The 26,349-nt window shown below is 35.3% G+C and carries 23 protein-coding genes; 6 read left to right on the top strand and 17 right to left on the bottom strand.

All coding sequences use genetic code 11. The features are described from left to right. Positions 1 to 416: 416 nt before the first annotated feature. Positions 417 to 995: a rhodanese-like domain-containing protein gene (locus QP953_RS06375; RefSeq protein ID WP_052596680.1), complete on the top strand. Its 579-nt coding sequence runs from the start codon at positions 417 to 419 to the stop codon at positions 993 to 995. 13 nt (positions 996 to 1,008) lie between these two features. On the opposite strand, the gene QP953_RS06370 is transcribed toward QP953_RS06375, so the two are convergent. Both QP953_RS06370 and QP953_RS06365 read right to left on the bottom strand, forming a co-directional pair. Continuing rightward, positions 1,009 to 3,201 carry a heavy metal translocating P-type ATPase gene (locus tag QP953_RS06370; RefSeq protein WP_309554335.1) on the bottom strand — a complete coding sequence of 731 codons (2,193 nt, stop codon included), beginning with the start codon at positions 3,199 to 3,201 and terminating at the stop codon, positions 1,009 to 1,011. A gap of 160 nt (positions 3,202 to 3,361) precedes the next feature. Next, positions 3,362 to 3,922 (bottom strand): AraC family transcriptional regulator, encoded by a 561-nt coding sequence (locus QP953_RS06365; RefSeq protein ID WP_052596677.1) that lies wholly within the window; start codon positions 3,920 to 3,922, stop codon positions 3,362 to 3,364. A 177-nt stretch (positions 3,923 to 4,099) separates the two neighbouring features. Between QP953_RS06365 and QP953_RS06360 the strand changes: the two genes are divergently transcribed. After that, positions 4,100 to 4,741, top strand: coding sequence for a hypothetical protein (locus tag QP953_RS06360; protein WP_052596675.1), 642 nt, complete (start codon positions 4,100 to 4,102; stop codon positions 4,739 to 4,741). A gap of 8 nt (positions 4,742 to 4,749) precedes the next feature. Next, positions 4,750 to 6,543 carry a leucine-rich repeat domain-containing protein gene (locus QP953_RS06355; RefSeq protein WP_309554334.1) on the top strand — a complete coding sequence of 598 codons (1,794 nt, stop codon included), beginning with the start codon at positions 4,750 to 4,752 and terminating at the stop codon, positions 6,541 to 6,543. A gap of 33 nt (positions 6,544 to 6,576) precedes the next feature. Here QP953_RS06355 and QP953_RS06350 read toward each other — a convergent pair whose 3' ends face one another. Genes QP953_RS06350 through QP953_RS06340 form a run of 3 tightly spaced genes read right to left on the bottom strand, consistent with a single transcriptional unit; the run spans position 6,577 to position 8,890 of the window. Continuing rightward, entirely contained in the window at positions 6,577 to 7,902 is a 1,326-nt protein-coding gene (locus QP953_RS06350; RefSeq protein WP_309554333.1) for an HTTM domain-containing protein, read from the bottom strand. 54 nt (positions 7,903 to 7,956) lie between these two features. Continuing rightward, positions 7,957 to 8,343 (bottom strand): hypothetical protein, encoded by a 387-nt coding sequence (locus QP953_RS06345; RefSeq protein WP_052596671.1) that lies wholly within the window; start codon positions 8,341 to 8,343, stop codon positions 7,957 to 7,959. After that, the gene (locus tag QP953_RS06340; RefSeq protein ID WP_309554331.1) at positions 8,327 to 8,890 is read right to left on the bottom strand and encodes a dihydrofolate reductase family protein; all 564 of its coding nucleotides are present in this window, start codon (positions 8,888 to 8,890) and stop codon (positions 8,327 to 8,329) included. The genes QP953_RS06345 and QP953_RS06340 overlap by 17 nt, the downstream gene beginning before the upstream one ends. 300 nt (positions 8,891 to 9,190) lie before the next feature. Between QP953_RS06340 and QP953_RS06335 the strand changes: the two genes are divergently transcribed. The 3 genes from QP953_RS06335 (at position 9,191) to QP953_RS06325 (ending at position 12,042) form a co-directional block, all read left to right on the top strand. Then, positions 9,191 to 10,012 carry a lysophospholipid acyltransferase family protein gene (locus tag QP953_RS06335; RefSeq protein ID WP_052596667.1) on the top strand — a complete coding sequence of 274 codons (822 nt, stop codon included), beginning with the start codon at positions 9,191 to 9,193 and terminating at the stop codon, positions 10,010 to 10,012. A 532-nt stretch (positions 10,013 to 10,544) separates the two neighbouring features. After that, on the top strand, positions 10,545 to 11,183 hold the full coding sequence (locus QP953_RS06330) for a 4'-phosphopantetheinyl transferase superfamily protein (RefSeq protein ID WP_052596665.1): 639 nt from the start codon (positions 10,545 to 10,547) through the stop codon (positions 11,181 to 11,183). Positions 11,184 to 11,553: 370 nt separating this feature from the next. Further along, a complete protein-coding gene (locus QP953_RS06325) occupies positions 11,554 to 12,042 on the top strand; it encodes a hypothetical protein (protein WP_309554330.1) in 489 nt (162 codons plus the stop codon). A gap of 135 nt (positions 12,043 to 12,177) precedes the next feature. Here QP953_RS06325 and QP953_RS06320 read toward each other — a convergent pair whose 3' ends face one another. The 12 genes from QP953_RS06320 to QP953_RS06265 all read right to left on the bottom strand — a co-directional run bounded on the left by QP953_RS06320 (position 12,178) and on the right by QP953_RS06265 (position 26,080). Beyond that, complete coding sequence (locus QP953_RS06320) at positions 12,178 to 13,179, bottom strand: M56 family metallopeptidase (RefSeq protein ID WP_309554329.1); 1,002 nt, start codon at positions 13,177 to 13,179, stop codon at positions 12,178 to 12,180. Positions 13,180 to 13,452: 273 nt separating this feature from the next. After that, positions 13,453 to 13,824 carry a BlaI/MecI/CopY family transcriptional regulator gene (locus QP953_RS06315; protein WP_052596659.1) on the bottom strand — a complete coding sequence of 124 codons (372 nt, stop codon included), beginning with the start codon at positions 13,822 to 13,824 and terminating at the stop codon, positions 13,453 to 13,455. A 241-nt stretch (positions 13,825 to 14,065) separates the two neighbouring features. Beyond that, a complete protein-coding gene (locus tag QP953_RS06310) occupies positions 14,066 to 14,509 on the bottom strand; it encodes a hypothetical protein (RefSeq protein WP_052596657.1) in 444 nt (147 codons plus the stop codon). Positions 14,510 to 14,511: 2 nt separating this feature from the next. Next, on the bottom strand, positions 14,512 to 14,844 hold the full coding sequence (locus QP953_RS06305; RefSeq protein WP_052596655.1) for a hypothetical protein: 333 nt from the start codon (positions 14,842 to 14,844) through the stop codon (positions 14,512 to 14,514). A gap of 64 nt (positions 14,845 to 14,908) precedes the next feature. Then, positions 14,909 to 17,317 (bottom strand): penicillin-binding protein 1C, encoded by a 2,409-nt coding sequence (pbpC, locus tag QP953_RS06300; protein ID WP_309554328.1) that lies wholly within the window; start codon positions 17,315 to 17,317, stop codon positions 14,909 to 14,911. Positions 17,318 to 17,708: 391 nt separating this feature from the next. Then, the gene (locus QP953_RS06295) at positions 17,709 to 18,446 is read right to left on the bottom strand and encodes a methyltransferase (protein WP_309554326.1); all 738 of its coding nucleotides are present in this window, start codon (positions 18,444 to 18,446) and stop codon (positions 17,709 to 17,711) included. Positions 18,447 to 18,589: 143 nt separating this feature from the next. After that, on the bottom strand, positions 18,590 to 19,210 hold the full coding sequence (locus QP953_RS06290) for a T9SS type A sorting domain-containing protein (RefSeq protein WP_052596651.1): 621 nt from the start codon (positions 19,208 to 19,210) through the stop codon (positions 18,590 to 18,592). A 178-nt stretch (positions 19,211 to 19,388) separates the two neighbouring features. Further along, on the bottom strand, positions 19,389 to 20,045 hold the full coding sequence (locus QP953_RS06285; protein WP_052596649.1) for a sterol desaturase family protein: 657 nt from the start codon (positions 20,043 to 20,045) through the stop codon (positions 19,389 to 19,391). Positions 20,046 to 20,567: 522 nt separating this feature from the next. Then, positions 20,568 to 23,711, bottom strand: a complete 3,144-nt coding sequence (secDF, locus tag QP953_RS06280) for a protein translocase subunit SecDF (protein WP_309554324.1) — start codon at positions 23,709 to 23,711, stop codon at positions 20,568 to 20,570. A gap of 406 nt (positions 23,712 to 24,117) precedes the next feature. Beyond that, positions 24,118 to 24,561: a hypothetical protein gene (locus QP953_RS06275; RefSeq protein ID WP_309554322.1), complete on the bottom strand. Its 444-nt coding sequence runs from the start codon at positions 24,559 to 24,561 to the stop codon at positions 24,118 to 24,120. 210 nt (positions 24,562 to 24,771) lie between these two features. After that, entirely contained in the window at positions 24,772 to 25,770 is a 999-nt protein-coding gene (gene murB / locus QP953_RS06270; RefSeq protein ID WP_309554321.1) for a UDP-N-acetylmuramate dehydrogenase, read from the bottom strand. A 7-nt stretch (positions 25,771 to 25,777) separates the two neighbouring features. Then, on the bottom strand, positions 25,778 to 26,080 hold the full coding sequence (locus QP953_RS06265) for a hypothetical protein (protein ID WP_052596641.1): 303 nt from the start codon (positions 26,078 to 26,080) through the stop codon (positions 25,778 to 25,780). Between the last annotated feature and the right edge of the window lie 269 nt (positions 26,081 to 26,349).

Raw genomic sequence — 26,349 nt, 5'->3', positions numbered from 1 at the left:
TCTACTACAACATAAAAAACAATCTCCCCAATTATGTTGTTTAACTTCATAGAGTTTCAAAAATCTACCTAAGAGACTTTCTGTATTTTTAAGAGAAATCAATTGCTTTATATTCTTCTTTAATAAAAAAACAACCCATTATTTCCATCAGTAAATAAAGAATTATAAAAGCCATTGTCATTCTATTCTGTTGACAATAAAACAAGGAATGAATCCCAATAAACAATTTTTTAAATGTAATTTTTCTTGGCTATTTAATTGAATAAGGAGACATTAGCATTTTCAAAGCTTATTACACCAATAAATCATCAAAAAATGGCTTGATTTTAGTTAAGAAAAAAGTTGAATCATAGATTCTAAGTATGTCCCACTAATTTACTTAGAATTTATTCCCTGAGATTTTAAACACCTTTAAAATGAAAACTATTTTAATGGCATGTTTAATATGTTTTTTCATATTGAATAATGCTACTTATTCTTTTGCCCAAAACGATCCTTTTGGGTTTTCTCCCTCTAGTAGTCAAGACGCTGCTGCTTTATCCCCTAACGAACTTCCTGATTTTGAAGCTTATTGCAAAGATCCTGAAAACATCCGCATCCCTCCTATTCTTGCTAAAGAATTAGAATATGTTATAAAAACCAACAACAGAGAGCAAATCATTATTATTGATGCCCGCTCAAAGGAAGAATATGAAATTAGTCACATTCAAGGTGCAAGAAGAACTGGCTATAAAGATTTTTCTATAGAACGTGTTTGGATGGTTTCTAGAAAAGCTAGAGTCATTGTTTATTCAGCCAATAAAAACCGAAGTACTGTTGTTGCTCAATACCTCAAATTAATGGGTTTCACAGACGTTCAAGTACTCGAAGACGGCTTAATTGGATGGAAAAACGAAGGCAATTCTATTTATGATAAAAATGGTGCTACTGATAAAATTCATGTTGGCAATAGAACCAATTTAAAGTTAGTTAAAAGTGGCTTAGCTATCTACTAAGCCCACTCTTTGTTTATCCAATTTTTTTCAAGCGCAAGCTATTAGCAACAACAAAAACAGAACTTAAAGCCATTGCGCCACCTGCTACCATTGGGTTTAATAAAATGCCCCAAGCATAGAGCACACCAGCAGCAATTGGAATTAGTAAGATATTATAAATAAATGCCCAAAATAAATTTTGTCGAATAATCTGTAACATTTGCTTAGAGGTAGATAAAATTATCTCTAATTGCCTTAAATCATTTTGACGCAACACAATATCCGCACTACTAATAGCAACAGAAGTACCGTTGTTCATGGCAACACCTATATTAGCTTGTGCCAAGGCGGGGGCATCATTAATGCCATCACCAACCATCATAACGCCTTTTTGGCTAGCTTGCAATTTTTTAACAAAAGCAATCTTATCTTGGGGCAATACATTCGACTGATATTCCGTTATTCCCACTTCTTGTGCCACATGAGCTGCCGTGCCTTCGTTGTCCCCTGTCAACATATAAATCGTTTTGCCTTGTTGCTGGAGTGTTTTGATTGCTTCTTTGGCGTGTGCTTTTACCACATCGCTCAAACCAATAACACTCAACACCTCTTGCCCTTTTACAAAAAACACCAAGGTTTTAGCAGCACTCAAGCAAGCTTTTGCCACTCCTTCCAACTCTTTGTCAATGGTTATATTTTGTAGCTTCAAAAGAGCTTGATTGCCCAACCAATACAAATCATCTCCAACGGTGGCACTCAATCCAAAGCCAGAATGGTTTTCAAAATTTTGTATCACAAACGAATGCCTTTTTCCTTGCTCTTGATAATGCGCAACCAATGCCTTGGCGATGGGATGTTCAGACTCATTTTCTACCCCCCAGATAACTGCCTCCAAAAATTCTTGATTACTTAAACCTGATTTCCATGCAACGGTTGTTACTTGGGGTTTTCCTTCCGTAATGGTTCCTGTTTTGTCCAACACAATACTATCAATATCTTTGGCTGCTTCGATTGCGGCTACATTTTGCATTAGAATACCTTTTCGAGCAGCAGCTCCAATACCCACAGTAATTGCCGTTGGAGTAGCTAAGCCCAAAGCACAAGGACAGGCAACCACCAACACCGCTACAGCATTTACCAAACCTTCTACCCACATCCCATTTGCCCACCAAATCAAGAACGTAAACAAAGCAATCAACATCACTACGGGTACAAATACCGCTGCAATTTTATCCACCAACTTTTGAATGGGAACTTTAGTATTTTGGGCTTCTTCCACCAAAGCTATAATTTGAGCCAACACTGTATCTTCTCCGATTCGTTTTACTTCCATCGTAAAACTCCCTTGCTGCAAAATTGTACCTCCAAAGACTTTATCTCCTTGCTTTTTAGTTACCAAAAAAGACTCTCCTGTCAACATACTTTCGTCAACACTTGCTGTCCCCTCTACTAAAACACCATCTAGAGGTATAATATCACCAGGACGAATTTTTAATACATCTCCTGCTTGAATGACTTCTATTGGCAATTGTTTTTCTACTCCATTTTCTAGCAATTGCACCGTAGTTGCTTGCATTGCCAATAGTTCCTCTATGGCAGAAGAAGTTTGTTGACTTGCTTTCGTTTCTAAATATTTGCCCAACAAAACAAACACCAACAATACGCCAACTGCCTCAAAATAAACATGCGGCACCATGCCATTGGATTCTAACACTTGAGGAAAAAAGGTATTGAATGTACTAAACAAAAATGCGGTTCCTGTCCCTAAAGCCACTAAGCTATCCATATTTACCTTCAATATACTGGCTTGCTTGGCTGCACTAATAAAAAAACGTTGTCCTGTCCAACCCAAAATTGGCAGAGTCAAAGCAAACATAATATAATTGCTGTAAGGAATTGTTGGAACAAACATGGCTATAATAAAAAGAGGGAATGCAAAGACAGCTCCTATCAGAAGTTCTTTTTTTAGCGTGCTCAATGCTTCTTGTTCTCGCACTCGGCGTTGGGTATGGCTGTCTTTGTTTTTGGGATGCAAAACAAATCCTAAACGCTCTAGTTTATTGTTCAAAACGTCTATGGTGAGTGTGCTAATCGTTGTATCAACTGCTGCTGTCTTGGTCGCATAATTGACACGTACCTCTTTTACTCCTTCCATACGCCCCAAGACATTTTGAGCGCTTGAAGCACAGGATGCACAGGACAAACCTTCTATATCGTATATTTTCATGATTTTTTATTCGTTTTAATTCTATTAGATTATTCCCCGTAAGGGCATCGAATTAGTTTACTAATAATAGTCTGTTAGATCTTTAACCAACTGTTATCACAAAAATAGGGCATAAAGACTAAAAGTTGTTGCACAATTTTTAGAAGGGTTTGCATCATTATTACAACTTATCCAATTGCTGTCTTTTTTTATCTTTTAACTGTTTAAAATAAGTGGGTGTAAAGCCCGTTACTTTCTTAAACTGACGACTCAAATGCCCTACACTACTATAATTAAGTTTGAATGCTATTTCACTCAATGTCAACTCGTCGTACATCAATAACTCTTTGACTTTTTCAATTTTTTGAGCAATATAATAATGCTCGATCGTTTGATTTTCAACCTCAGAAAACAAGGTGCTTAAAGTAGCATAACTTTGTAACAAGGCCTTGGACAAATAGGAAGATAAGTTATCAACTAAAGTATTGTCATTGTGATGCACCAATTCAATAATAAGCGTTTTTATTCGATCTATTGTTTGTGACTTTTTATCACTAATCCATTCAAAACCAATAGCATGAAATCGTTGCAACAATACTTTTTTTTGCTCGTGGCTAAGTGCCTCTTTTAACGCTATCTCTCCTAGTTGTATAGATGTATAAGGAATGTGTAATTCTTCAAGGATAGCTTGTACCATTATTGTACAACGATGACAAACCATATTTTTAAGATATATTTTCATTTTGTCTAATTATGTAAGGTTTCAAAGTCACTTCAAAACTCTTTGACGCTCCAATCGTTTTATTAAAAAGATGTTGTTGCTATGTATTTAATAATAATAGTTCGTTGATTAGCTTCGCTGCTACTGCGTGGTTCCAACCAACTATTGGATTTAAGTAATCGTCCAAAAAAAATTCGTATGACTCAAGAAATATTAGACAATCCCAATCAACTACCACCACAACTACCACATAACCCTCGCCCACTAAAAACTATTATTTGGCAATTGGGTATAGCATCCTGTAGTCTCATTTTGTACTTCTTGGGCTACGCCTCTCTTTTGCTCAGTGCAGAACTTGGTATTGGACTCATTATTTTAACCCAATTCAGCTTAAATTATAAAGCAAGACCGTTTAAAAGTAACAAACCTATCGATATTTTACGTTTTCTAGGAGCTAATATGCTTCTAGTAGGTGTTTTTTTTCAATTGATTCCTTATCCTACAGCAACAATACTACAATCTATTGGACTTATTGTTCTCATCATTTATTTTCTAACTTGGGCACTCTATAACGACACCAACCAATACTTTTTTTGGGCATTAAAAATCATGCAAGCCGTTAGTATAGCTAGTTTCTGTTGCACGATTCGTTCTTATATGTTAAATGAAGTTAATAATTGGCTTTCTGTTAATTTTTTAATTACGTTAATAACACTCCTACTAGTTACTTTATATTTTTTCATTTATAAAATATTCCATCCCAAGCTTTTTATTCATTTACCTTTGGTAATTTGGGTATTCTTTATTCACCTAGGGTACATTAGTACCAAACTATTTTAATCCTAAATATGAAATATCTTTTATTAGGGCTTATCCTTTCAATCCTTTATTCTTGCCAATACAAACTGCGTCTAACAGAGCGACAAGCTCCAGAAGTAATTCAAAAGAAGATAAAAAAAGCAAAGTGGGCTCCTTATTTAGATTTTCATTTTAATACCGATCCGCTAGGAACAACTGTATTTTCTGATTTTAATAAAGGAAAATTTAAAAAGCTCTATATACATTTAAAAGATAGCACTTATGGACAAAATACCTTAAACCAACTGTCCAAGGTCAAAGGCGTCAAACAATTAAAAATCGTCGTAGACCGCCCCCACCATTATGATTTCAGAGCCGCTTTGCAGCTTCCTAAGCTAACGCATTTTACGCTTTACAATGTCAAAAGTTTGCGAAGAGATTCCATTTATCATTTCACCCGATATGGTGCTTCTCCTTTAGCGTTTGACAGTCTACACCAAGCCATTCAAGCCAATTTTAAGCAACGTGGAATTTCTCGAATTATCGATGAGCTTCATACTTCAGCAGCAGCATCTAAGCTAAAAGTAGTTGACTATTCTAATAATCATTTGACTTATTTTCCGACTAATTTAGCCCAATTGCCTCGATTAGAACAGCTCAAATTAACCTATAATCAAATCCGAGAACTACCACATGACTGGAGTGGTTTTGTTAAGTTGAAATTACTCAATTTGTATCGCAACAATTTGGATAGTGTGCCCTTGTCCTTTGGGCAATTAAGTGCGCTTCAAGAACTGAATATCAATTCAAATCGACTGAAAACGTTTCCAATTGCCATAACATCGCTTCCTTCTTTAGAAACCCTCAATTTAGGTTCAAATAAAATTCAAACCCTGCCTAAAAACATTGTTAATATGATACAATTAAAACGCTTGGATTTGAGTGTGAACCCATTTTACAAAATTCCAGAACTAATTACTCAAATTCCTAATTTAGAGCATCTTGATTTTAGTTCTACCAAACTCCTACACATTCCAACTTATATTAAAAACATGCCTAAAATTAAGGTATTGGATTTAATGGATAATGAATTAACCGTGCTTCCCCCTGAGTTGTTTGAACTGATTTCCTTAGAAAGTTTGGATTTGATGGATAATAAAATAGAGCAAATTTCATCCAATTTGGGTGCCCTCCAAAACTTACAAGAGTTGGATTTAAGTTTTAACAAAATTGCACAACTTCCTAGTTCTATTGGCAATTTACAACAATTAAAAACATTAGACTTGCGTAGCAATCCACTCAAGAGCTTGCCCGAAACCATTGGAAAATTAAAGCGATTGGAAAATTTTTATTTGTATAACAATGCAGTAACTGACTTGCCCGCTTCTTTTGCGCAACTCAAGAGCCTAAAACAAGTTGCCCTATCCAATAATACGATGCCTTCCTTACCTGCGGTCGTTAGCCATTGGAAAAATCTTGTCGCTTTAGATTTGTCATACAATCAAATCAGCACCTTGCCTGAAGATTTTAAGCAACTACAACGATTGCGACAGCTAAAATTACAAGAAAATAAAATAACAGCGTTTCCCAAAGTATTGACTCAATGCAAAACATTGGTAGTACTCAACTTAGGTAGCAATCAAATTAAAGAAATCCCGAAAGAGATTGCCCAACTTCAACAATTAGTCAGTTTAGATTTGAGTTTTAATCAAATTACAAGCATTCCTGAAGAAATTACACAACTGAAAAAATTGCGCCGTTTGACGCTTAATTTTAATCCAATTTCGAAAGAAGAAATTGAAGCCTTGCGAAAAAAGATGCCTTATACAAGAATTATCTTCTAACACAGGCACAATATAGGAGTTGGTTAATCCTATTTAATAAGAAAATGGCAACACCCAGTCTTTCTGACCAATTCCTCTTGACTTCGTTGCTAGGTTTACAGTAGGGTCTATCAAACGTTGACTAACTCGACCGTTCATGGCTACATACACATCTGCTCGAACAATTGGTTCCTGAATGGTATAACGGTGGGCATATCGTTTCGCTATATAATGAGCAAACTGTAAAATATGATCTGGTCGAATCGCCATTCTTTTTTCTTGAAAAGCGGTTAAGAATTCTTGATTGGAAACGACCCAATGTCGCTTTGTATCAGGGTCTTCTACATAAAAAGTAGCCATTCCTTCTTTCTCTAGCAACATGACACGCCAAGAAAATCGATAACCTTCTTCTGTCCATAATATATTGCCTCCATAGAGTACATGGTGCCGCAAAGGCAGCAATATTTGAACGATAAAGTGCCCTATAAAAAAATATTTTAGATAAGTCGGTGTTATACAATCCGCTTGATTCTTTTGCAACTTTACGCCTAATTTTTTTAAGAATTTTTCTTGAGCTATAGGGTCAAAAAATACAACCGTACTAAAAATCATCAAAATTGGAAACAGTCCAATATTAAACAGCAATCCTGTTAGCGTATGAAATACAACGACCATCCCATACCCCCACTTCCTAGTTTTTGAAAACCACAACCAAACGACTATGGTTAGATCAAATAATAAGCCACACCAACTCATGAGTAAATGGGTCGCATGATATTGAAAAAAAGTGCCTATTATTGGAAAATCTTGACTTTGTAGTAACCAAATTTTTAAGGGCATGGCATTGAATACCCAATCCGAATTCATCTTTGCAACTGCTGCAAACAAATAAATAATAGCAACTTGCCCTTGAAAAACAGCAATATACCCATAGGGCATCTTGTGCCGTTGCCAGGAAGGTTTGCGCCAAGCATCTACAGAACAAGCCGCATGAGCAGGTAAACAACCTAAAAAAAAGGCAAAAATAGATATGGCGTAATAATGATTGATATAGTTGGTAGCATCTAAGAGGTGCAAATAAGTAAATACAAAGAAAAAACTCCAAATAGCGACTCGATAAAACGCCCCCAGTAATATTCCCAAAGCACTCAAAAACCAAAGACCATATAAGATATAAATGCCTTGTTCTCCAACAAATCCAACCCACTCAAAACCATAGTATTTGAAAAAAAATTGTGGCTCTAAATAACGACTTTGTATATCTCCTTTGCTAATAGACCACAGGCATCCATAGCATACCATTATGCCAAATAGTATCCTATAAACAATCAAAGGTGCAATCGAAATAGGACGCTCTAGATATGTTTTTATGCTGTTCAAGTTTTACGAATGTTATGAAGCTTTGCTTTCTTGTAATAATTAGCTCTGCTGCTACTAGGAATTCGTTGATTCTTTATAGGCTGTTTTAAATTGAAGGATTACTAAAATTAAGACAATAATCAATTCCATTATGAAATAAACCAAACCTAATGCTGTCAGTTGAGCATAATGATGGACAACCAAACAAGTGGATAAAATGCAATACAATAAATTCGCTGTTGCTATTCCTTTTAGAAATAATAACACTTGCTTCTTAACCTTCAGATAACAAATTAAATCGTACAAAGCAAAAAGGCAAGGCAAAAAAGCCAATAAATACAAAGTAGAAACTGGCATTCCTACAATAGGTTCGAACCGAACTAATACAACACCCAATAAAAAAGCAGATAATAAAGCTCCAAAGCCATCTATAAGAAATAAAGTTTTAGGTTGTAGTTTCATGATTTATGGCGTGTTTTCGCACAAAAGTATTTTGTACAACTTGATTAGAGAACAATTGGGTGTCGATGCATTCAAAGTCTAAAACGGAGGGAAGTTCTGCAAACAATGGAAATCCACCACCCAACAGTTTAGGAATAATTGTGATGATCATACGATCGACTAAGTCTTCTTTCAAAAAACTTTGAATGGTTTTCCCTCCATCTATATAAAGCTTATAAAAGCCTTTTTGATGAATTTGCTCCAAAATTTCACCGACTGTGCCTTTCACCAAATACACCTTATCCTTTAACGAAGCTGGAACCTCTTTCAATGTCCTACTCCATACAAAGACAGGTTTTTGATAAGGCCAATCAATATCAAAACTGCAAACCGTCTCGAAAGTAACTCTTCCCATAACCAATGCATCTATACTTGCTGTAAGATCAGCATAGCCCATATCTGAATTTTCTGGATTGGGAATAGAATGCAACCAATCTAATCCTCCATTTTGATCTGCTATATAGCCATCTAAACTAGTAGCAATATATACCTTATTTTCTTTTTTCATATCATTGAGTTATTTTAAATCGACCTCCCAAAACTTTTATTTAGGTTATTGTTTGTTCCATAAGATTATCTAGGTAAGTAGTTATTCAAAGATAATTGAAACAGTAGAGCAATTATACTATACGAACTTGTTATTTTTTTATTAATTTTATAATACTGCCTTTTGGGGCAACTACAAGAGTTAACACCATAGGCAACTAAGCGACAGCGCCTTCATGAGCGCACCAAACTAATTAAATAACAACTAGTAATAAATATCATTTTACAACATACTATTGTTCTTATCAAATACCAATTTATTATGGATTTAACAAAGCGCCCATCTCCCAAAGAAGTAAAGCAAATGTTTCAACTCTTCAAGCCTTTGTTTTGGTTAAATGACCCTGTGTTTTATGACGCCGATTTAATTCCAGAAGAAGGTCCTGTTTTATTTGTTGGAAACCATACATTATTAGGCATTTGGGATGCGAGTATTATGTGGTTTAAATTGTATAATGATAAAGATATTTTCACTTATTCATTGGGCGATAGAGCACATTTTAAAATACCTTTTTGGCGAGATTTAGCTGGCAAATTTGGAATGGTAGAGGCTAGTAGAGCACACTGCACCCAACTCATGAAAGACAAACAATATACCTTGGTCTTTCCTGGAGGAGCTAGAGAAGCCTTTAAAAATAAAGGCGAAGCTTATCGGTTAAAATGGAACAATCGGGCTGGTTTTGCTAAAATGGCGATTGAACACCAATGCACAATCGTTCCTTTTTCTGCCGTAGGTGCTGAAGAATGTTACGAACTGGTCTGGGATAGTGAAGAAATTTTATCCTCGCCGCTAGGGACTTTGCTCAAACAGTTTGGTGCTCGTAAAGATATGATCATTCCACTCGTTAAAGGAGTTGGGCTAACTCCTCTCCCTAAACCTCAGCGTTTTTACTACAAATTTGGTCAACCGATCCTAACAGAACCCTACAAAGGTAAAGCCAACGACAAAGAGGCAATACAAGAATTAAAAAACATAGTCCGCAATAGCGTCGAACAAGGAATTGAAGATTTGTTAGAAATAAGAGCTCATGATCCTAACAAAACCTTATTTAAACGAATTTTATCCCAAATGCTACACAAATAATTCCTTTAAGATTTCTACGTTTTTTTTAAGTTTTTCAATCAGCCTCCCCACAAACACAAACCAAACATAAAACACTATATAACAACACATTAAAACCAAAACCAACACTTAAATTCAATACTTTATTATACTACAAAAGTGCACTACTAAAACTAAGTTTTCTCTTTTTTTGTGTTTTATTTTTTAGGTAAGCTCTTATATATTTGTAGTAGATAGTTGAATTAGTATTTCTTCCTAAGTGATCCCTTACTTATAGAAGATTTAATGAAATTAGTTATTTTAATATCCCTTATGCCCTTTGGAGTGATTGACCGAAGGGCTTTTTTTATGTCTTTTCCTAAATAGTTAGCAGCGTAGCTAACTAAAAGCAAAGCGCTCACGCAGTACCACGAAGTAGCAGCGCAGCTAACTAAAAGCGCAGCACTCACGAAGTAGCAGCGCAGCTAAACTAATATCAATGTGCTTTTTTATCTTTTTGATAAAAAAGTAAAAAATCAACGAACTACTACTAAGCAAAGCGTATATTTGTAATATGCCTATTTTACAAACATACCAATCTCCTGCATTTGAAATACTCATTTGGAACGTTACAGAACCCTTGCATTTTTTTGCAGAACTTCTAGAACTTACTAATAATGAATTATTACTCTTGCAACAAAAATATAGCAATCCTCTAGCTTTTCAACAATGGTTGGCTAGTCGATGTGGTCTACAAGAGCTCTTTCATACCTCTTACCGAAATTTTCAAAAAAATGCCTTGGGGAAACTAGAGTTACAAACACAAGCTTTAGAGCTTTCTATCAGTCACAGCGGTGCTTACATCGCTGTTGCTAAATCCAAACAAGCTATAGGAATTGACTTACAAATCCCTACTCCTAAATTAGAGCGTATTGCTAGCAAATACATTGCTAAGGATTTATTAGCCGTACTCCAAAAAAGTCCTCAATACATCGACTACTTACACATTTACTGGGGTATAAAAGAAGCTTTATTTAAAGCCTATGCCTTAGGAAAAGTAGATTTCATACGGCATTTGCACATTAGCCCCTTTGAGATAACTTCTAAAGGAAGCACTACTGCGGTTATTCGAAAGCCAAATTTTGAGGCAAGCTATCAAGTTTTTTATGAAAAGACGTTAAATTATTATCTTTGTGTTGTAACCAAAGAATAATATTGAGTTAATAGTATCAATAGTTAGCCGCACTTTGGTCATGTACGTTGGAAAAATTTTAGTACTTTGTTGTTCAAAATAACCAATTCAGTACTTTATTAAAATTAAGTAAACAAGTCAATTCTAATAGCAATTTTATAACTTTCGTTCTAACATTACTCCGTTCGCAAATCGTATCATTTTGATTATCAGTAAAACTTTCCTTTATTAATCTTTATACTATAAAACTGATAATCAACAGCAAAGCTCTCACAAAGTACCACGTAGCGGCAGCACAGCTACACTAATGCAAGATGCTTTTTTATGTTTTTACTTCGTGAGTCTATTAGTTTGTGAAAAAAAAAAGCAACGAAGTATTATTCTAAAACATATGAAAATAATATCCGTCTTACTCCTTTTAATCAGTTTCTCATTTTTTGCCTGTACTTCATCCGAAGAATCTCTTCCTACCGATGAACGCGGACGAGAAGATTTCCAAGCTTTTCACGAAAAATTTTATTCAGATAGTCTATTCCAAATACGACGAATTGAGTTCCCTTTGTTAGGAAATAATCCTAATGGAGATACGAAGCCTTTTTATTGGGAAATAGACAATTGGAGATTCAAAAAGGCAGTAGATCCCAAGAGTGATCAAATCAATGTACTTCCTTTTTATGACATGGATGATGTAATGCGAGAACGCATTATCGTTCAAGATGCCTTTATGATTGAAAATCTATTTTCGCTGATTGACAATAAATGGTACCTAACCCAATACTCAGGTATGCGAGATTTAGCTTATTTTGCCCCGAAAGCTCCTAAAGAAGAGTTACCTAGTATCAATATCATTGATAGCATTCGCGTAGATAGTGTTGAATAAGTGATTTATTAAAAAAGAATGGATTATCAAGAACTAGTTGATAATCCATTTTTTTTAGACATTATCACAAATGAAATGGTATGCCTAAAAAAATATCTTGATTTTCCGACTATACATCTCTATTCCTGATAATGTCTAGTGTTCTTTGTTGAGCTCGTCAAAAATACAACTCTTACAAAACTCATGTTTACCTGTTATAGAATTCTTTTTTTGTAAGATTTCATATTGTTGAATCGCTATATCATGTTCTTGTAAAATAGGCAAGGCAACAACACTAGTACTCCAAAAAACTACACCAACAAGTAGTAGAGAAAAAATCCAATTGGGTTTAGCATGTGGTGTAGGCGTATTAATCAATCTCAAAATACGCTGTTTGAACAAACCCTGTGCAAAACAAGCCACTAAGCTTAATTCATTGTGTTGCGTTTGCTGTTCTTTAGCTTTTAATAATATTCTAGCATAAAATTTGGCATCTCCCAAATGTTGAACCGCAAAATCATCCGCAACATACTCATTCAATTCCTCTAACTCTCGCTTAATGTAATAATACATGGGTTGCATCCACCAAAAAATCTTTAAAATCGACAACAGCATTTGCTGCCAAGTATCTCGTTGTTGTAAATGAGCTACTTCATGTAATAAAATAGCTTCCATTTCTCGATCTGAAAAATTAGCCTCTAAGTGGCTATCCAACAAAATATAATGATTCCACAAACTAAAAGAGCTAATGGACAGCGGTAAATTTTGTTTTGGGCGCAACAAATAAAACGTACTTCCTCCTAAGGTTCGTTGTTCTCTTGGACTAATCTGTGCCAAGTAAATCAAACAAGCCAACTTTAATACAAAATCCAACAAGAAAAGTAACATCATTCCTACAAAGAACCAAAACAAAGGACTCTTACAGGTAATAATAAAGTTATAGTATGTGTTAGATTGATAATACAGCACATCTGATTGTTGCTTGACTTCACAATGACATTGTTCTCGGCTGTTGGCAGCATCTTCATAACAGGCCACCAAATTCTCATCTTGAATATCTACAACATTCCAAGCGTCATAATTCCTATAATCAACTAGATATTCAGCTCCCAATTCTTGCGTATAATTGGGTAAACTAGGTACCATTATAGGTATCATCCAACTTAATATTAAGATACCTAATAAAACGTACTTCGCCTGCAATACTTGCAAACGTTTTTGTAATACAAAAAAATAAAGTCCTCCTCCAATCATCGAAAGGAGACAGGATAATAGTATATAGTGCACCATATTCCTAGTATTGAGAAAATGTCTAAACGAGTTTATACTTATAGAACGTAACGTTGAAAAGATTTGTGTCTTTACTTTACCAACTTAGAAAACGTTTCAATAATTGGCTTATTTTTCTAGCTGGCTTCCTCTCCTATATTATTATTCCTCCAACAAGCGTTTTAATTCATCAATTTCGTCTTGATTGACTTTTTCATCATCCACCAATGCAGAGACCAAACTCGTTACAGAGCCAGAAAAAACTTTGTCAATTGCGTTCTTCAAAAATGTTTTTTGATAATCACTTTTTGTAATTAGGGGATAATACTCATGGGTACGACCATAAGCTTTATATCCTATAAAACCTTTATCTTTTTCAAGAATTCTAACAATAGTAGAAATTGTATTGTAAGCCGGTTTTTTTCCCGATTCATCTACGGGCCAAGCTTCCAAAAGGTCTTTTATAAAGACCTTTTCTTTTTTCCACAGCAAGTTCATGACTTGTAATTCTAAGGGTGTGAGTATCCTTGTCATATGATTGTTATTTTCTATGCTGTAATTTATTAATATGTTGATTATTGGGCTATTCTGAAGACTAGCTTACAGAATAACTAAAAACTAAGTTAAAAAACTAATCTTTAAGTTCCTAATAATTGGGGGTTATTATCATAATAATAACATATGAGGTTTGGTAACAAAACTTACCTCTAACCTATATAAAATAAGAATGGCATCAAGTCTTGAAAGATTTAATGCCATTCTCTATAAAAAATTATTAATCAATTTTTTCTGGTATCCAAGACATCATTTTTTCCTTTGATACTTCATCCAATGCCCACTCCTTGATTAATTCTAACGCAAGTTTTCGAGTAGTTCTTGTTAATTCCAAAGAGATAACCAATTCTTCTATTTTATTTTGGTGTTCATCTTCTATTTCTTCAATCCAAGCAGAAATTTGAAGTGTATCACTTTCTGGTTCTTCTTGTATTATTCTAATTGCTTTTCTATTTTGCAATTTTGCACTATAAATTGGATTACCATCATAAATTTTAGTACCATTGGCATATTCATTCTTCAACCAAAATTCATGTTCTATCACTTTAGGTTCTAGTACATTTCTTACATATCTCTTCCAATAAGATTCATTTTGACTGTAAATCTTCTTTTTCTCTAAAAAATTTTTGTACAGAAAATCTTTTTCTCTAACTACAGCAACCATTTTTATTCATTTTCATCATTTTTAACAAACGCTTTACCACCTAACACTTCTATATCTACCCGTTCATCTTTAGAACCTTTTACCTTAAAGGTCTTTTTTATCACAGCAAATATCCCTCCATTTTCACTTGCATTTTCTACAAATTCTTCTGCTTTTTCAAATGCTTTCTTTCGTTTGGCGTAATCACTAGGAGTTAGTTTAGCAATCAAACTACGTAATAGCGCAAGTGCACTAGAAACGGAAAGTGGTTTATCTTGTGCCCATGATTCTGACTCTTCTAAACCATTGCCTTGGGCTTGAAAGCGTCCTCTATGTATTTTACTTTTTTTTGACATCTATACAAGATAACTTTTTTTGTTAATAATAGCAAAAATACAATTTGAATAAGGAGACATTTTTCTAGCTTTCCTCATCCTCAGAAGCAATAATCTCAAATTGGCGACTAATCGCACTTCCATCTTCATCTACAATCGTAATGGTGTGCATTCCTGCCTCAGGATTTAACTCCATATAATGCAATTCTTGAGTTTGACCAATATAAACATTGTCTAAGTGCCAAAAAATTTGAGTAGAAGCATTGGTATGTTTTGCTTCAAAAACCGTTCTACTTTTGGTTTCATCTAAATTTGTTGGTACATAAATTTTCATATTAGCCTCTGGATAAACCAATGCCATCTGTTTTTTTTGATGACTAGCAAGACTATTCTTACAATCACTTCTATACTCAGGCAGGATTTTATAACTAGGATGTTTTTTTCTATAATACCAACTTTGAGTGGGAGGTAAAACAAAGTAATTAGCATGTTGCATATCCATTGGCGATACACAATCGCTGTGCACTTGATAATTGCCATCTTTGGATAAATGAATTCTTTTATGATAAGGACAAACCTTAGATTTAGTCGCAACTTTAGGTTCTGCCCTTCTAATCACATTCGTACAATACTCCGAAGCAATATGTCCACTATGGGCACAGACAGCCAAATCGACCAAGTCATCATGTGGTTTTTCAAACCAAAGCCTTCCTGGGTTTAGCACATGAAAAATATCAAATAAAATTGGAGCAGCGGCATGCACACCAACCAGACCTGGACGCCCTTCTCCATCGGCATTGCCCGCCCAAACAGCCACAACATACTTTGGAGTACAACCCACTGCCCAAGCATCTCTAAACCCAAAGCTTGTTCCTGTTTTCCACGCTACTCGGTGCGCTGAAGGAAAACTTTTCCAAAAGACTTCCTCATTGGGGCGAACAACTTCCTGCATGGCTTGAAAGGTATGCCAAATAGCCCCTGCTGATAAAGGCGTATTTTTTTGTAATTTATTTTGCTCCTCTCCTTTTAATACTCCTTGAGAATTTTCTTTTAAGTAATTTAATGCTCTAAAATTATTAGAATCATACAAACCATTATAGGTATAACTATTGGCTAAATTTCGAGCCATTCCACCATACATTGCTCCCAAATCCCACAAACTAGTCTCGGCACCCCCTAAAATTAATGTCAATCCATAATGCTTGGCAGAATGCGTCAAAGTGGTCATTCCAATCCGTCTCAGTTTATCCGCAAAACGCATCATACCATAACGCTTTAACATGTGTACAGAGGGAATATTTAGGGATCTCGTAATTACTTGATTCGCCTGTACTGCCCCCGAATAACTCTTATCATAATTTTTAGGTGTATATCCGCCAAAATGCGAGGGTATATCTGGCAATAAGGTTTGTGAAGTCATTTCTCCATCGTGTAGCATCGCCGCATACAAAAAAGGTTTTAAAATAGAGCCACTGCTTCTAGGTGCTGTAATAATATCAACAGCAGGGCTGTGCTCCTGAGCAGCGTGCGGCACATTCCCAGCATAGGCGATTACATCCCCTGTTGCCACATCTACTACCAAAGCTGCTGCATTATAAATTTCATTTGATTTTAAAACTTGATAATGGCGATCCAAAATTTCATTCACTTGAACTTGTAAATTCAAATCAATAGTAGAATGTATAATCCCTTTGTGTTGCTGACTCAAAACAAGTTCTTGATGGACACGTTCCAACAAATGAGGACTCCAACGAGGCAATGGTTTGGGTTTGTCAGGCAAACGTTCTAACTGTGCCAATTGGCAAGTAATGCTGTCCATGGCACCATTGGCACAAAGTTTTGATAATAACCAATCTCGTTTCTTTTTTAATTTAGTCCGATTTCTTCCCAAATGGATCAAACTAGGACTATTCGGCAATACGGCCAACATACACGACTCTGCCCAAGATAATTGAGCGGCACTTCTTCCAAAATACTTCCATGCAGCAGCATCTAACCCAACTACATTCCCACCAAAAGGGGCATTAGAAGCATACATAGCCAATATTTTCTCTTTAGAATACGACCATTCTAATCGAGTAGCCAAGATAGCTTCTTTGACTTTTTCAACAAGGGTACGTTGTGGATTTTTGCGAGCCATTCGAAGGGTTTGCATTGTAATGGTACTCCCCCCACTCACTCGACGACCTTGTTGTGTGTTCAATCGTATTGCTCTCAATATAGCCCATATGTCAACGCCCCAATGGTCTTCAAATCGCTTGTCTTCAAACGCTATAATCGCCTGTTTAAACTTGTCTGGTACACTATCATTGTGTGGGAAACGCCATTGACCATCGGTTGCTATTTTAGCTCCTAATAAAGCTCCCTTTTTATCAAATAAAACGGTAGAAACGGGGTCTTGAAATAACTTTTGGGGCAAACAATAATAATAAACTATGCTACAAAGTAAGAAGCAAGCAAGTATTTTTTTAGGATGTTTTTTTAGCGTTCTCATTCTATGGGAGTCAATATAAACATTATGAAATAGCCCTAGGTTGAGGTTTCCTAGGTTTCTAATCAACGAACTATTTATTTCAAACATCGAACCGATCCCTCATAAAAGAAGGGTGCTTTAGTATTTGGTAATTTTTGCTCTTTATTTGGTTTAGTAGTTCGTTGATTAGCTTCGCTGCTACTGCGTGGTACTTCGTGAGCGCTGCGCTTTTAGTTAGCTTTGTTATTTCCTGCGGTCGTAAGCTCGCATAGCTGGGTTCGCTGCTACTGCGTAGTTTCTGTTAACTATTATTCGTTGGCGGTAATCTATCAAGTAGTGATGTAATTCATTAAGATTTTGTGCTAGTGATTACCCGATTTTAAAACTTGGAGAAAGCTTGCCCAAAGCAACTTTATTTCTTTTCGCCTACTACAATTGTAGACAAACCTGCTGCTCTAAATACGATGTGGTCAATTATCTTAAAAATAGGCACTAACGCATTGTATAAGCCCATTTGTCCTTCTGGAATGGTTTCGTTTCTTTGCAATTTTCCAGAAATAAACCAAGCAAATATTCCCATAAAATTGAAATACTGCTTGTTGATAATTTTTAGATCATTTTTATCAAAAAGCGCACTCAATGTCTTTTTATTATAACGTCTATAATGATCTAATTCCTTGTCTAAACCATTGAATAGAAATTGATAAGATGGTACCAAGATAATTAAACGACCTCCTCTTTTGAGTAATTTTTTTGCATTGTGAATCGCTAAATTATCATCATAGATATGCTCCACAACATTTAGTGAAAAAAGGGTATCAAAAGTACCTAATAAATCCTTAAACTTTTCGTCAAAAGCAGGGTCAACCAAATCAATTAGTTCTACTCCTTCCAAATTCGGGTACGCTTGGAATTTGTGTTTGAGCTCGCTACAATAGCCTTTACGAATATCGGAGAGTAAAATAGGTGCACCATCTTCCAAAAAAAACTGAGAAATATTCCCAACGCCACTTCCTATTTCTAAGATCTTTCCTTTGCAAAAAGGGCGTATGGTATCATAAGTCCAACGATTGAACTTATTAGCGTTACTGATGACGTCTAGAGTATCTCCTCCAACTTGATCAACTTCTTTAAACTCAATTTCTTTCATGGTTCAAAGATAAAAAAAACAGTTCTAAGAATTTAGAGTATTTCTAAAAATTATTCTTCCTCTATCAACAACGAATGGGGATTACAACTTTTAGACGAATTCTTAGAACTGTTTTTTAATTTTGGTTTAGATAATCTGCCTACCTAGTATTGCTTGATAAATTTTGCTTGTTTGGCAAATTTATCTTTGTATAATTCAATGACATAGGCTCCTGCTTCGTACGTAGAAACATCAATCGTTTCTACTAAAAAATTCCCTTTTACAGGTTTGTTGATCAACAAATGCCCTGACATATCAAAAACACGAATGTAAGCACCTGATAAGTCCTCTGTCGAATTTTTGACTACATTAACAGAGTGGCTTGTGATCGTAGGGTAAATCATAATATTTGGCAAATTCAAGCGATCATTGCGCACAACAGCAATAATGGTAGATGTTTTTTGACTTGTTGACAATTGTGTTGTTATTCGATAGTAAACTTGAGCTCTGAATATATTTTCATCGCTGTAGGCATACGTTTTCTTTCCTGACACATCCTTATGAGGTTTCACGACTTTGACTGGTTCAAAGCTCATGGCATCTAAAGAACGTTCCAATGTAAAATACGCTACATTGTGTTCTCCATCTGTCGTCCACATAATGTCTATTCCCACATCTGTAGGTACCCCTACAAAACTGGTCATGTTAATGGAGTCTGTTTGTGCTTTTAGGCAGAAACTACTCCATAAAAAAAGAAAAATTAAGTGTAAAATTTTTTGTTGCATATGCTTATAGTTTTAGTTAATAAATTCTGTTACTTGGCTTTTTTCTGTCGCTCCCAATTGCCATTAATAAGATTTTCCAAAACAAAACCCTTCATAATCAAAGCAAAAGGTCTATATAAGTTACAAAAAAAAGCTTCTGAAAATATATTCCAGAAGCTTTTTTAGAATTAAAATCAAATTATTTTTTCTTTTTGATACTGTCTTGAGCTGTTCCAAAGACTCTATCCCAGAAAACATTACTCAATCCAAAACCTTTGTCATGATCTACATAATGATGGTCTAAGTGGTTCTTTTGAATTTCTCTAAACCATTTGTTTTTAAATTTTGCGTAATGCGTCGCATAGTGCATCATGTCATAAGTTACATACCCCATTACAAAAGAGGCAAAAAAACCATGGTGCATTCCTATCGTACCGCCAAACAAATACACGATAAAGAAGTAGAAAAACCAGTACATAATCACAGCCAAAACCAAACTAGCTCCTGTTGGAATAACCAAACGCATTGAGTCGTTTGGGTAATCGTGATGGCAACCGTGAATCATAAAATGTAATCTTCTACCCCAGTCGGTATCAATTTGCCAATGGAATAGATAACGGTGTAGAAAGTACTCAAACAAAGTCCAAACTAAAATACCTGCAAAAAACAAGGCGACAAAATTCGTGACTGTCAATCCATAATTGACAAAAGCAGAGTACAAAAAATAAAGAATGATTGGCACAAATACAATCGGTACGGAAATCGGATGTGCTCTTGAAAAATAGTCTAAAATATCGTTTTCAAACATTCTTGGAGATTCATCCTTTGCTGATACAAATTGATCGTTTCCTTTCATGTTTTATATCTTTTAGTGAAGCGAGAGCTTCTTATGAAGAAAAAAAAGAAGGTACCCTTTGTAAGAAATTTTTTCTTCTTGATTTTGGTGATAAAATTTCTTTTGTATTCCCTCTTCTATTTTTTATTAAAATAAAATTGATTCTTGAATAATTCGCTGATTTAGTTCCTTTCCAATACACACAAATCAACCATAGCAAATTCATTATCAATAAAATCCCCTTATAAAAGAGATAACTCAATCAATACTTAATTCCCTAAATATTAACTCATGATACTGTTCATTAACAAATGGAAGAATAGTTCATTCAAAAATTCTTCTACTCAACAATCAGTCCATTTTGGATGGGGCAAAGATAGGTATTTTTTGTACAAAAGATATTTTTAGTTCAAAAAAAACAGGCTGCCCCCTTTAGGAGACAGCCCATTTTAAATATATTTAACGTTTAATTAAGCAAGCGGATAAAGGTTATGACCTCATAAAAACAATTGCTTTTTTAGACAAGAACCTTTAAATCGTTACTTAAACCTGTGGCGTTTCATCTTCTGCACTTACTTCTTCTACTACAGGTGCATCAAAAATATTGCGATCTCCTGTTGTGTCTACAACAACTGGTGTTGCGATAAAAATAGAAGAATACGTACCAACAAGGATACCAATCAACAATGCAAAAGCAAAGCCGCTAATTCCAGATCCTCCAAATAGGAACAAAATTAAAACTACTAACAAGGTAGTTAAAGATGTAATACAAGTACGGCTAATTGTATTGTTAACAGCAATGTTGACAATTTCTTTGAACGAAGCTTTGTCTTGCATATCTCTTCCTACCTCACGGATACGGTCAAATACAACCACCGTATCGTTGATAGAATATCCAATTACGGTCAAAATAGCGGCAATAAATGCTTGATCAATCTCTAATGAGAATGGTAAAATTCCTTTGAAAATAGAGAAGATTGACAAAACAAACAGAACATCATGTACCAATGCTGCTAAGGCACCAGCACTATACTGCCATCTGCTAAATCGCAAGAAGATATACAAGAAGATAAATATCAAAGACAAACCTGCTGCCCAACCTGCTGAATTGCGAATATCATCGGCAATAGTAGGTCCAACTTTTGAAGATGCACTCAAGTAGAATCCGCCAGCTTGACCGCCTTCTGCAGGTTCTCCTGCTGCAAAATCTTCATAACTAATATCGTTTCCTGAATATGCTTTTGCTCCTTCGTACACTTTTCTTAAAATAACAGAATCTGCATCTATTTCCAATTCTTTTTGCAAGAAGGAAGTTGTAATTTTAGCTTGTGTAGCTTTGCTAAACTCTCTTACAACTGTTTTGTTGACATTTTCCTTGTCTTTTTCTACGGTCGCAAATGCTTTCTCAATTTCTGTTTTGAAAGCCGAAGCATCTACATTTTCTGCAAATTGAACCGTATAAGAACGACCTCCTTGTAGGTCTACCCCTAATTCAAAACCTTTGGTTAAAATAGAAACAATACCTGCTGCCAATACCAATCCAGAGATACCATAAGCAATTTTGCGCTTGCTGACAAAATCAATTCCTGGGTTTGCCAAAATATTCTTAGACCAACTAGCCCATACCGTTACTTCTTTGTTTCTTTCCATGTAAGAATCAAAGATCATACGACCAATCAATACCGCAGAGAACACTGAACAAACAACACCAATAATCAATACTGTCGCAAAACCTTTAATTGGTCCTAAACCAAAGTTGTACAGAATAGCCGCAACAATCAATGTCGTGATGTTAGCATCCAAAATCGCCGAATACGAATGGCTAAATCCTTTTGTAATCGCAGCTTTCCAATCTTGACCGCCTCTCAATTCTTCACGAATACGCTCAAAGATAATTACGTTAGCATCCACTGCCATACCAATTGTCAATACGATACCCGCAATACCTGGCAATGTCAACACAGTACCAAATGAAGCCAAAGAACCAAAAATAAAGAATACGTTTAGGAACAAAGCAATTACAGCAATTACACCTGCCATTGCATAATATCCCAACATATATAGTAGTACCAAAACAAAACCACCTACCAATGACCAAATACCAGCTGATACAGTAGCTGCTCCCAAAGAAGGTCCAACAACTGCTTCTTCAATAATTTCTGGTCTTGCAGGCAATTTACCAATACTCAAAATATTAGCCAAATCTTTTGCCTCTGTTACTTCTTCAAATCCTCCAGAAATAGACGTATTTCCGTTAGGGATAGGCTCGTTTACATTAGGAGCAGAGTATACTTTATTATCTAAAACAACGGCTACTTGACGACCAACATTATCTGTTGTCATTTTTTTCCATATACGAGCTCCTTCTTGATCCATACTCAACGATACCGCAAAACCGCTACCTGTTGGGTTTGGTGTTGGGAACGATTGTACCACACGCTCTCCACTCAAAACAGAGTTGTCTCTTCCTTTTGTATTCAAAGCATATAGTGCCAAGAAATTCTTGCCATCTGTACTTTCAAATGGCTTAGCATCCCATACAAAACGAACTGATCTAGCTTTTGATCCCAACGCTTTTTTAGCTGCTTTGCTTTTTAACATAGCTTCTACTGCTGCTACGTTAGACAATTCTGCATAACCAATTACACCAGAAAGTTGTTGAGTATTCTGAGCAAAATTCAATTGTAGGATTTTGAACAATGGTCCTATATCTGTAGAATCACCTGCCAAATCACCTTCTCCTTCCAAGCTTCCTAAATCACTCAAAGTAGAATCACCTTCCAAACCAGTTGAATCAGGCGTTTCTTCTGCTACTGTTGGCACTTCCTCTACTTTAGAAGTAGTATCTTGTAATCCTTCTTTTATTTTTTGTTGCTCTTTTAGCGTTTCATTCAAAGTAATCAACTCATTTTGGATATCTGCATTTTGGTGCAATTCCCAAAACTCTAAGTTAGCTGTAGCAACCAAGTATTTTCTAGCACGCTTAGGGTTACGTACACCAGGCAATTCTACTGTAATTCTGTCTGTATTCTTATCTAAAGAAACAACTGGTTGCGCAACACCGTAACGGTCAATACGTTTTTTCAATAAATTGTATGTGCTTTCTACTGTTTCAGCAGCTACTTTACGAATAGCTGTCAATACTTCTTCATTTGTAGAATTTACAGTTACTTCCCCTTTCAAACGCTCACTTACAGAAAACAAACGCGCTAAAGGGTAATCTGTCAACGTTTCATACTCTTGTCCAAACAACGTCACATAATCTGTTTGTGCAGATTGTTGTGCTATTTTTGCTTGATCCAATGCCTTTAAAAACTCTGGATTGCTGCTTTTGCCAGACAATGCAATGATTAGTTCTTGCAAATCTACTTGCATAACAACACTCATACCACCTTGAAGGTCTAATCCCCAAGCAATTTGTTGTTGTTTTAATTCTTGATAATTGTAGCTTTTAACAAACGGTATGCTAAATACAGGTTTGTTAGAAACAGAATCTAAATAAGCATTACGGAACGAATCTCTACGTTCTTCTTTAACATTTGAATCAGGCATTTGCGAAACTGCTGCCGCTGCATATTGGTCTGCATTAGATTCCACGCTTCTTGTTGGGAACCAAAGCAAAAATTGATAGGCAACTACCAATAATGCTACGCCTGTAAAAAATTTAATCAGTGCTTTTCCTTGCATTACTTTTTATAATTTGTCTTAAAAATTTGTTCTGCGCCAAACTTGACTTTTTTAGTTTGTTAAGCAAGTTGACAATATTGTGCTCAATTTACCCTGCTCAGTAGCTTTGGGCAAATTGAGTGCAAATATAGATTTTTTTAAGTATGGTTAAAATAATTGGCTTATAAAAAACTAGACAAAATATAGTCTATCAGCTCCTTAATTAAGGGCTTCTGTCTCCTCAAATAATTAAACTTTAGCAATGGTCTAGCCATTCCCTTCTTCTGTTTTTTATAAGTTATTCCTGCTTTTTACTCCACACAGCTTTTAATAGGATTAATCCTTCGTTCAAACAGTTTCATAGCCATATTTAGCTTACTTTACAGAATAAGAACATGCTGTGCAATAGAGTACTTTTCTTTTGTATCTATCCTACGAACTTAATCGAAGACATCTTAGAACAAGGAGGACCTCGCTTAGGAGTAGACAAGACAATATTTGGTGTATGTGCTTGAATATCCTTGAGAGAGTAAGGGCTGACATTCTGAATGAAGGGGAGACCTTCTAAATAAGCCAGCACAGGAATATATTGAATGGTAACCAAAGGTTGATTTTGGTCTACATTTTTTGCATCGGTAATGCTTCTTTTAGTAATCTGCTGCCCATCTTCGGGCATTACAGGCGAAAGCAATTTAAACAACAACACGTCTTGTCCCCTATCCTGTTCTACGTCTGTTTCTACGGTTGTGTTTATGTAAGTAATCCCTTGGGCGGTTGAACAAGACCAAAACTGAGACGTGATTAACGCAACAGCGATAATCCCCACAAATAATTGAGCGAGTGTCTTGTTTGTTGAAAAATTATTGTCCAAAGTATTACTAGTTTTTATATATTGTTATTAATACTAACATATAATATCCTTATGAACTGCAAAATTAGAAAAATATGTTCTTATCTGGGTATAATTTGCTGTATTTTTAATTAATACGCCATTGATTTTTTTCTTTAGGTAGTAAAAAAGCTAAACCAAGCACATATCCGAAGCTACGTCCTCGTGTTAATTCACTCATAAATCTGGGGTTTAAGCTATAATATTTACTTCTGGCTCCAACAAAATACCAAACTCTTTTTGCACAGAGGCTTGTATTTCTTTTGCCAACGCCCAAATTTCTTCACCTGTTGCATTTCCATGATTGACCAAAACCAATGCTTGATGTTGATGCACTCCTGCATCCCCTTTTCGATAACCTTTCCACCCCAACTGATCAATCAACCACCCAGCAGCCAATTTATTAAAATCGTTATTAACAGGATATACAGGAATAGAGGGGTATTTTTCTTGTAACGCTTTGGCAACAGCAATTTCTACAATAGGATTTTTAAAAAAAGAACCTGAATTGCCAATTTCTTTAGGATCAGGTAGTTTTTGGGTTCGAATTTGAATCACAGCATTGCTGATAGAACGAATAGACAAAGGGCTTTGTGTATCCTCTAGTACTTTTTGAATAGCACCGTACGAGATATTAAATGTAGCTTGTTTGGATAGACGCAGCAACACCCTTGTTATAAAATACTTTCCTTTTAAAGTTCCCTTAAAGATACTTTCCCGATACGCAAACCCACAATCTTCAAAACCGAACGTTTCTATTACTCCTGTCTCTAAATTCATAGCTTCCAAACGATCAAATACATCCTTTAGCTCTGCGCCATACGCTCCAATATTTTGAATAGGGGCAGCACCAACGGAACCTGGTATTAACGATAGGTTTTCTAAGCCTGCGTAATTTTGCTCAATTGCCCAAAGCACCAATTCATGCCAAATTTCGCCCCCACCTACTCGAACCAATACTTGTTCTTCATTTTCTTCAACAACCTCAATCCCTTTTATCTTATTGTGTATAACCAAGCCCTCAAAATCCTTTGTAAAAAGCATATTACTCCCTCCACCTAAGATCAAATGGTTTTTAGGCAAGGGCAATATTTTTCGCAATTCAGTTTCGTGAGCAACAGAAATATAATCTGCTGCTTGTACCTCTAAACCGAACGTGTGTAATTTCTTTAAAGAAGCATTTTTTTTCATTTATTGCTTATTTTCTGTAGTACATCAAAACGGCACCACAAATAGTTAATACAACCATACAAAGCATTGAAATACGCATGGATAATTTCATACTATTGACATGAGACAAGATTAACTCCTTTTTATCAGGATGTTTGGAGATAATTTCACGTTCTAGTAATTCTTTGCTTAGGACGTGCTCTTTGCTAAACATAACTCCTTGTTCTGCGAGTTTTTTAAATGTTCTAAATGTTTTTATTCTAAAAAACACATTAGCAACTAATAAAAAGCCAAAGGTTACGATTGTTATTGTAATAAGTGTGTCTTGCATAATAGTTGGTTTGTCTGTGGTCTGTTTCCACAAATGATATAGCTCACAAAATTACGACAATAAGAGACGATTAAAAAATAACTTCCTTATAAAAGTACTCGTAGGTTCTAATTCCTTTTTAAGTATTATATTTTCAATACATTATAATTCATTGCAAAAGCAACGCCTTAGTATTTAAGTAGAAAATTGTGGTTCTTTTTGAAAAAATTATTGATAACTTTATAACCTAGTAACAACGCTACTCAACTATTGAATTTAATTTCCAAATC

The sequence above is a fragment of the Aureispira sp. CCB-E genome, from assembly GCF_031326345.1.
GTDB lineage: Bacteria > Bacteroidota > Bacteroidia > Chitinophagales > Saprospiraceae > Aureispira.
Note: the sequence above shows the minus strand (reverse complement) of the source record. Positions and strands in the feature narration are given on the sequence as shown.

Excerpts from the sequence above, each read along its gene's own strand:
- QP953_RS06375 (WP_052596680.1), top strand. The coding sequence starts at position 417 with ATGAAAACTATTTTAATGGCATGTTTAATATGTTTTTTCATATTGAAT.
- QP953_RS06370 (WP_309554335.1), bottom strand. The coding sequence starts at position 3,201 with ATGAAAATATACGATATAGAAGGTTTGTCCTGTGCATCCTGTGCTTCA.
- QP953_RS06365 (WP_052596677.1), bottom strand. The coding sequence starts at position 3,922 with ATGAAAATATATCTTAAAAATATGGTTTGTCATCGTTGTACAATAATG.
- QP953_RS06360 (WP_052596675.1), top strand. The coding sequence starts at position 4,100 with ATGACTCAAGAAATATTAGACAATCCCAATCAACTACCACCACAACTA.
- QP953_RS06355 (WP_309554334.1), top strand. The coding sequence starts at position 4,750 with ATGAAATATCTTTTATTAGGGCTTATCCTTTCAATCCTTTATTCTTGC.
- QP953_RS06345 (WP_052596671.1), bottom strand. The coding sequence starts at position 8,343 with ATGAAACTACAACCTAAAACTTTATTTCTTATAGATGGCTTTGGAGCT.
- QP953_RS06340 (WP_309554331.1), bottom strand. The coding sequence starts at position 8,890 with ATGAAAAAAGAAAATAAGGTATATATTGCTACTAGTTTAGATGGCTAT.
- QP953_RS06335 (WP_052596667.1), top strand. The coding sequence starts at position 9,191 with ATGGATTTAACAAAGCGCCCATCTCCCAAAGAAGTAAAGCAAATGTTT.
- QP953_RS06330 (WP_052596665.1), top strand. The coding sequence starts at position 10,545 with ATGCCTATTTTACAAACATACCAATCTCCTGCATTTGAAATACTCATT.
- QP953_RS06325 (WP_309554330.1), top strand. The coding sequence starts at position 11,554 with ATGAAAATAATATCCGTCTTACTCCTTTTAATCAGTTTCTCATTTTTT.
- QP953_RS06320 (WP_309554329.1), bottom strand. The coding sequence starts at position 13,179 with ATGATACCTATAATGGTACCTAGTTTACCCAATTATACGCAAGAATTG.
- QP953_RS06315 (WP_052596659.1), bottom strand. The coding sequence starts at position 13,824 with ATGACAAGGATACTCACACCCTTAGAATTACAAGTCATGAACTTGCTG.
- QP953_RS06310 (WP_052596657.1), bottom strand. The coding sequence starts at position 14,509 with ATGGTTGCTGTAGTTAGAGAAAAAGATTTTCTGTACAAAAATTTTTTA.
- QP953_RS06305 (WP_052596655.1), bottom strand. The coding sequence starts at position 14,844 with ATGTCAAAAAAAAGTAAAATACATAGAGGACGCTTTCAAGCCCAAGGC.
- pbpC (WP_309554328.1), bottom strand. The coding sequence starts at position 17,317 with ATGAGAACGCTAAAAAAACATCCTAAAAAAATACTTGCTTGCTTCTTA.
- QP953_RS06295 (WP_309554326.1), bottom strand. The coding sequence starts at position 18,446 with ATGAAAGAAATTGAGTTTAAAGAAGTTGATCAAGTTGGAGGAGATACT.
- QP953_RS06290 (WP_052596651.1), bottom strand. The coding sequence starts at position 19,210 with ATGCAACAAAAAATTTTACACTTAATTTTTCTTTTTTTATGGAGTAGT.
- QP953_RS06285 (WP_052596649.1), bottom strand. The coding sequence starts at position 20,045 with ATGAAAGGAAACGATCAATTTGTATCAGCAAAGGATGAATCTCCAAGA.
- secDF (WP_309554324.1), bottom strand. The coding sequence starts at position 23,711 with ATGCAAGGAAAAGCACTGATTAAATTTTTTACAGGCGTAGCATTATTG.
- murB (WP_309554321.1), bottom strand. The coding sequence starts at position 25,770 with ATGAAAAAAAATGCTTCTTTAAAGAAATTACACACGTTCGGTTTAGAG.
- QP953_RS06265 (WP_052596641.1), bottom strand. The coding sequence starts at position 26,080 with ATGCAAGACACACTTATTACAATAACAATCGTAACCTTTGGCTTTTTA.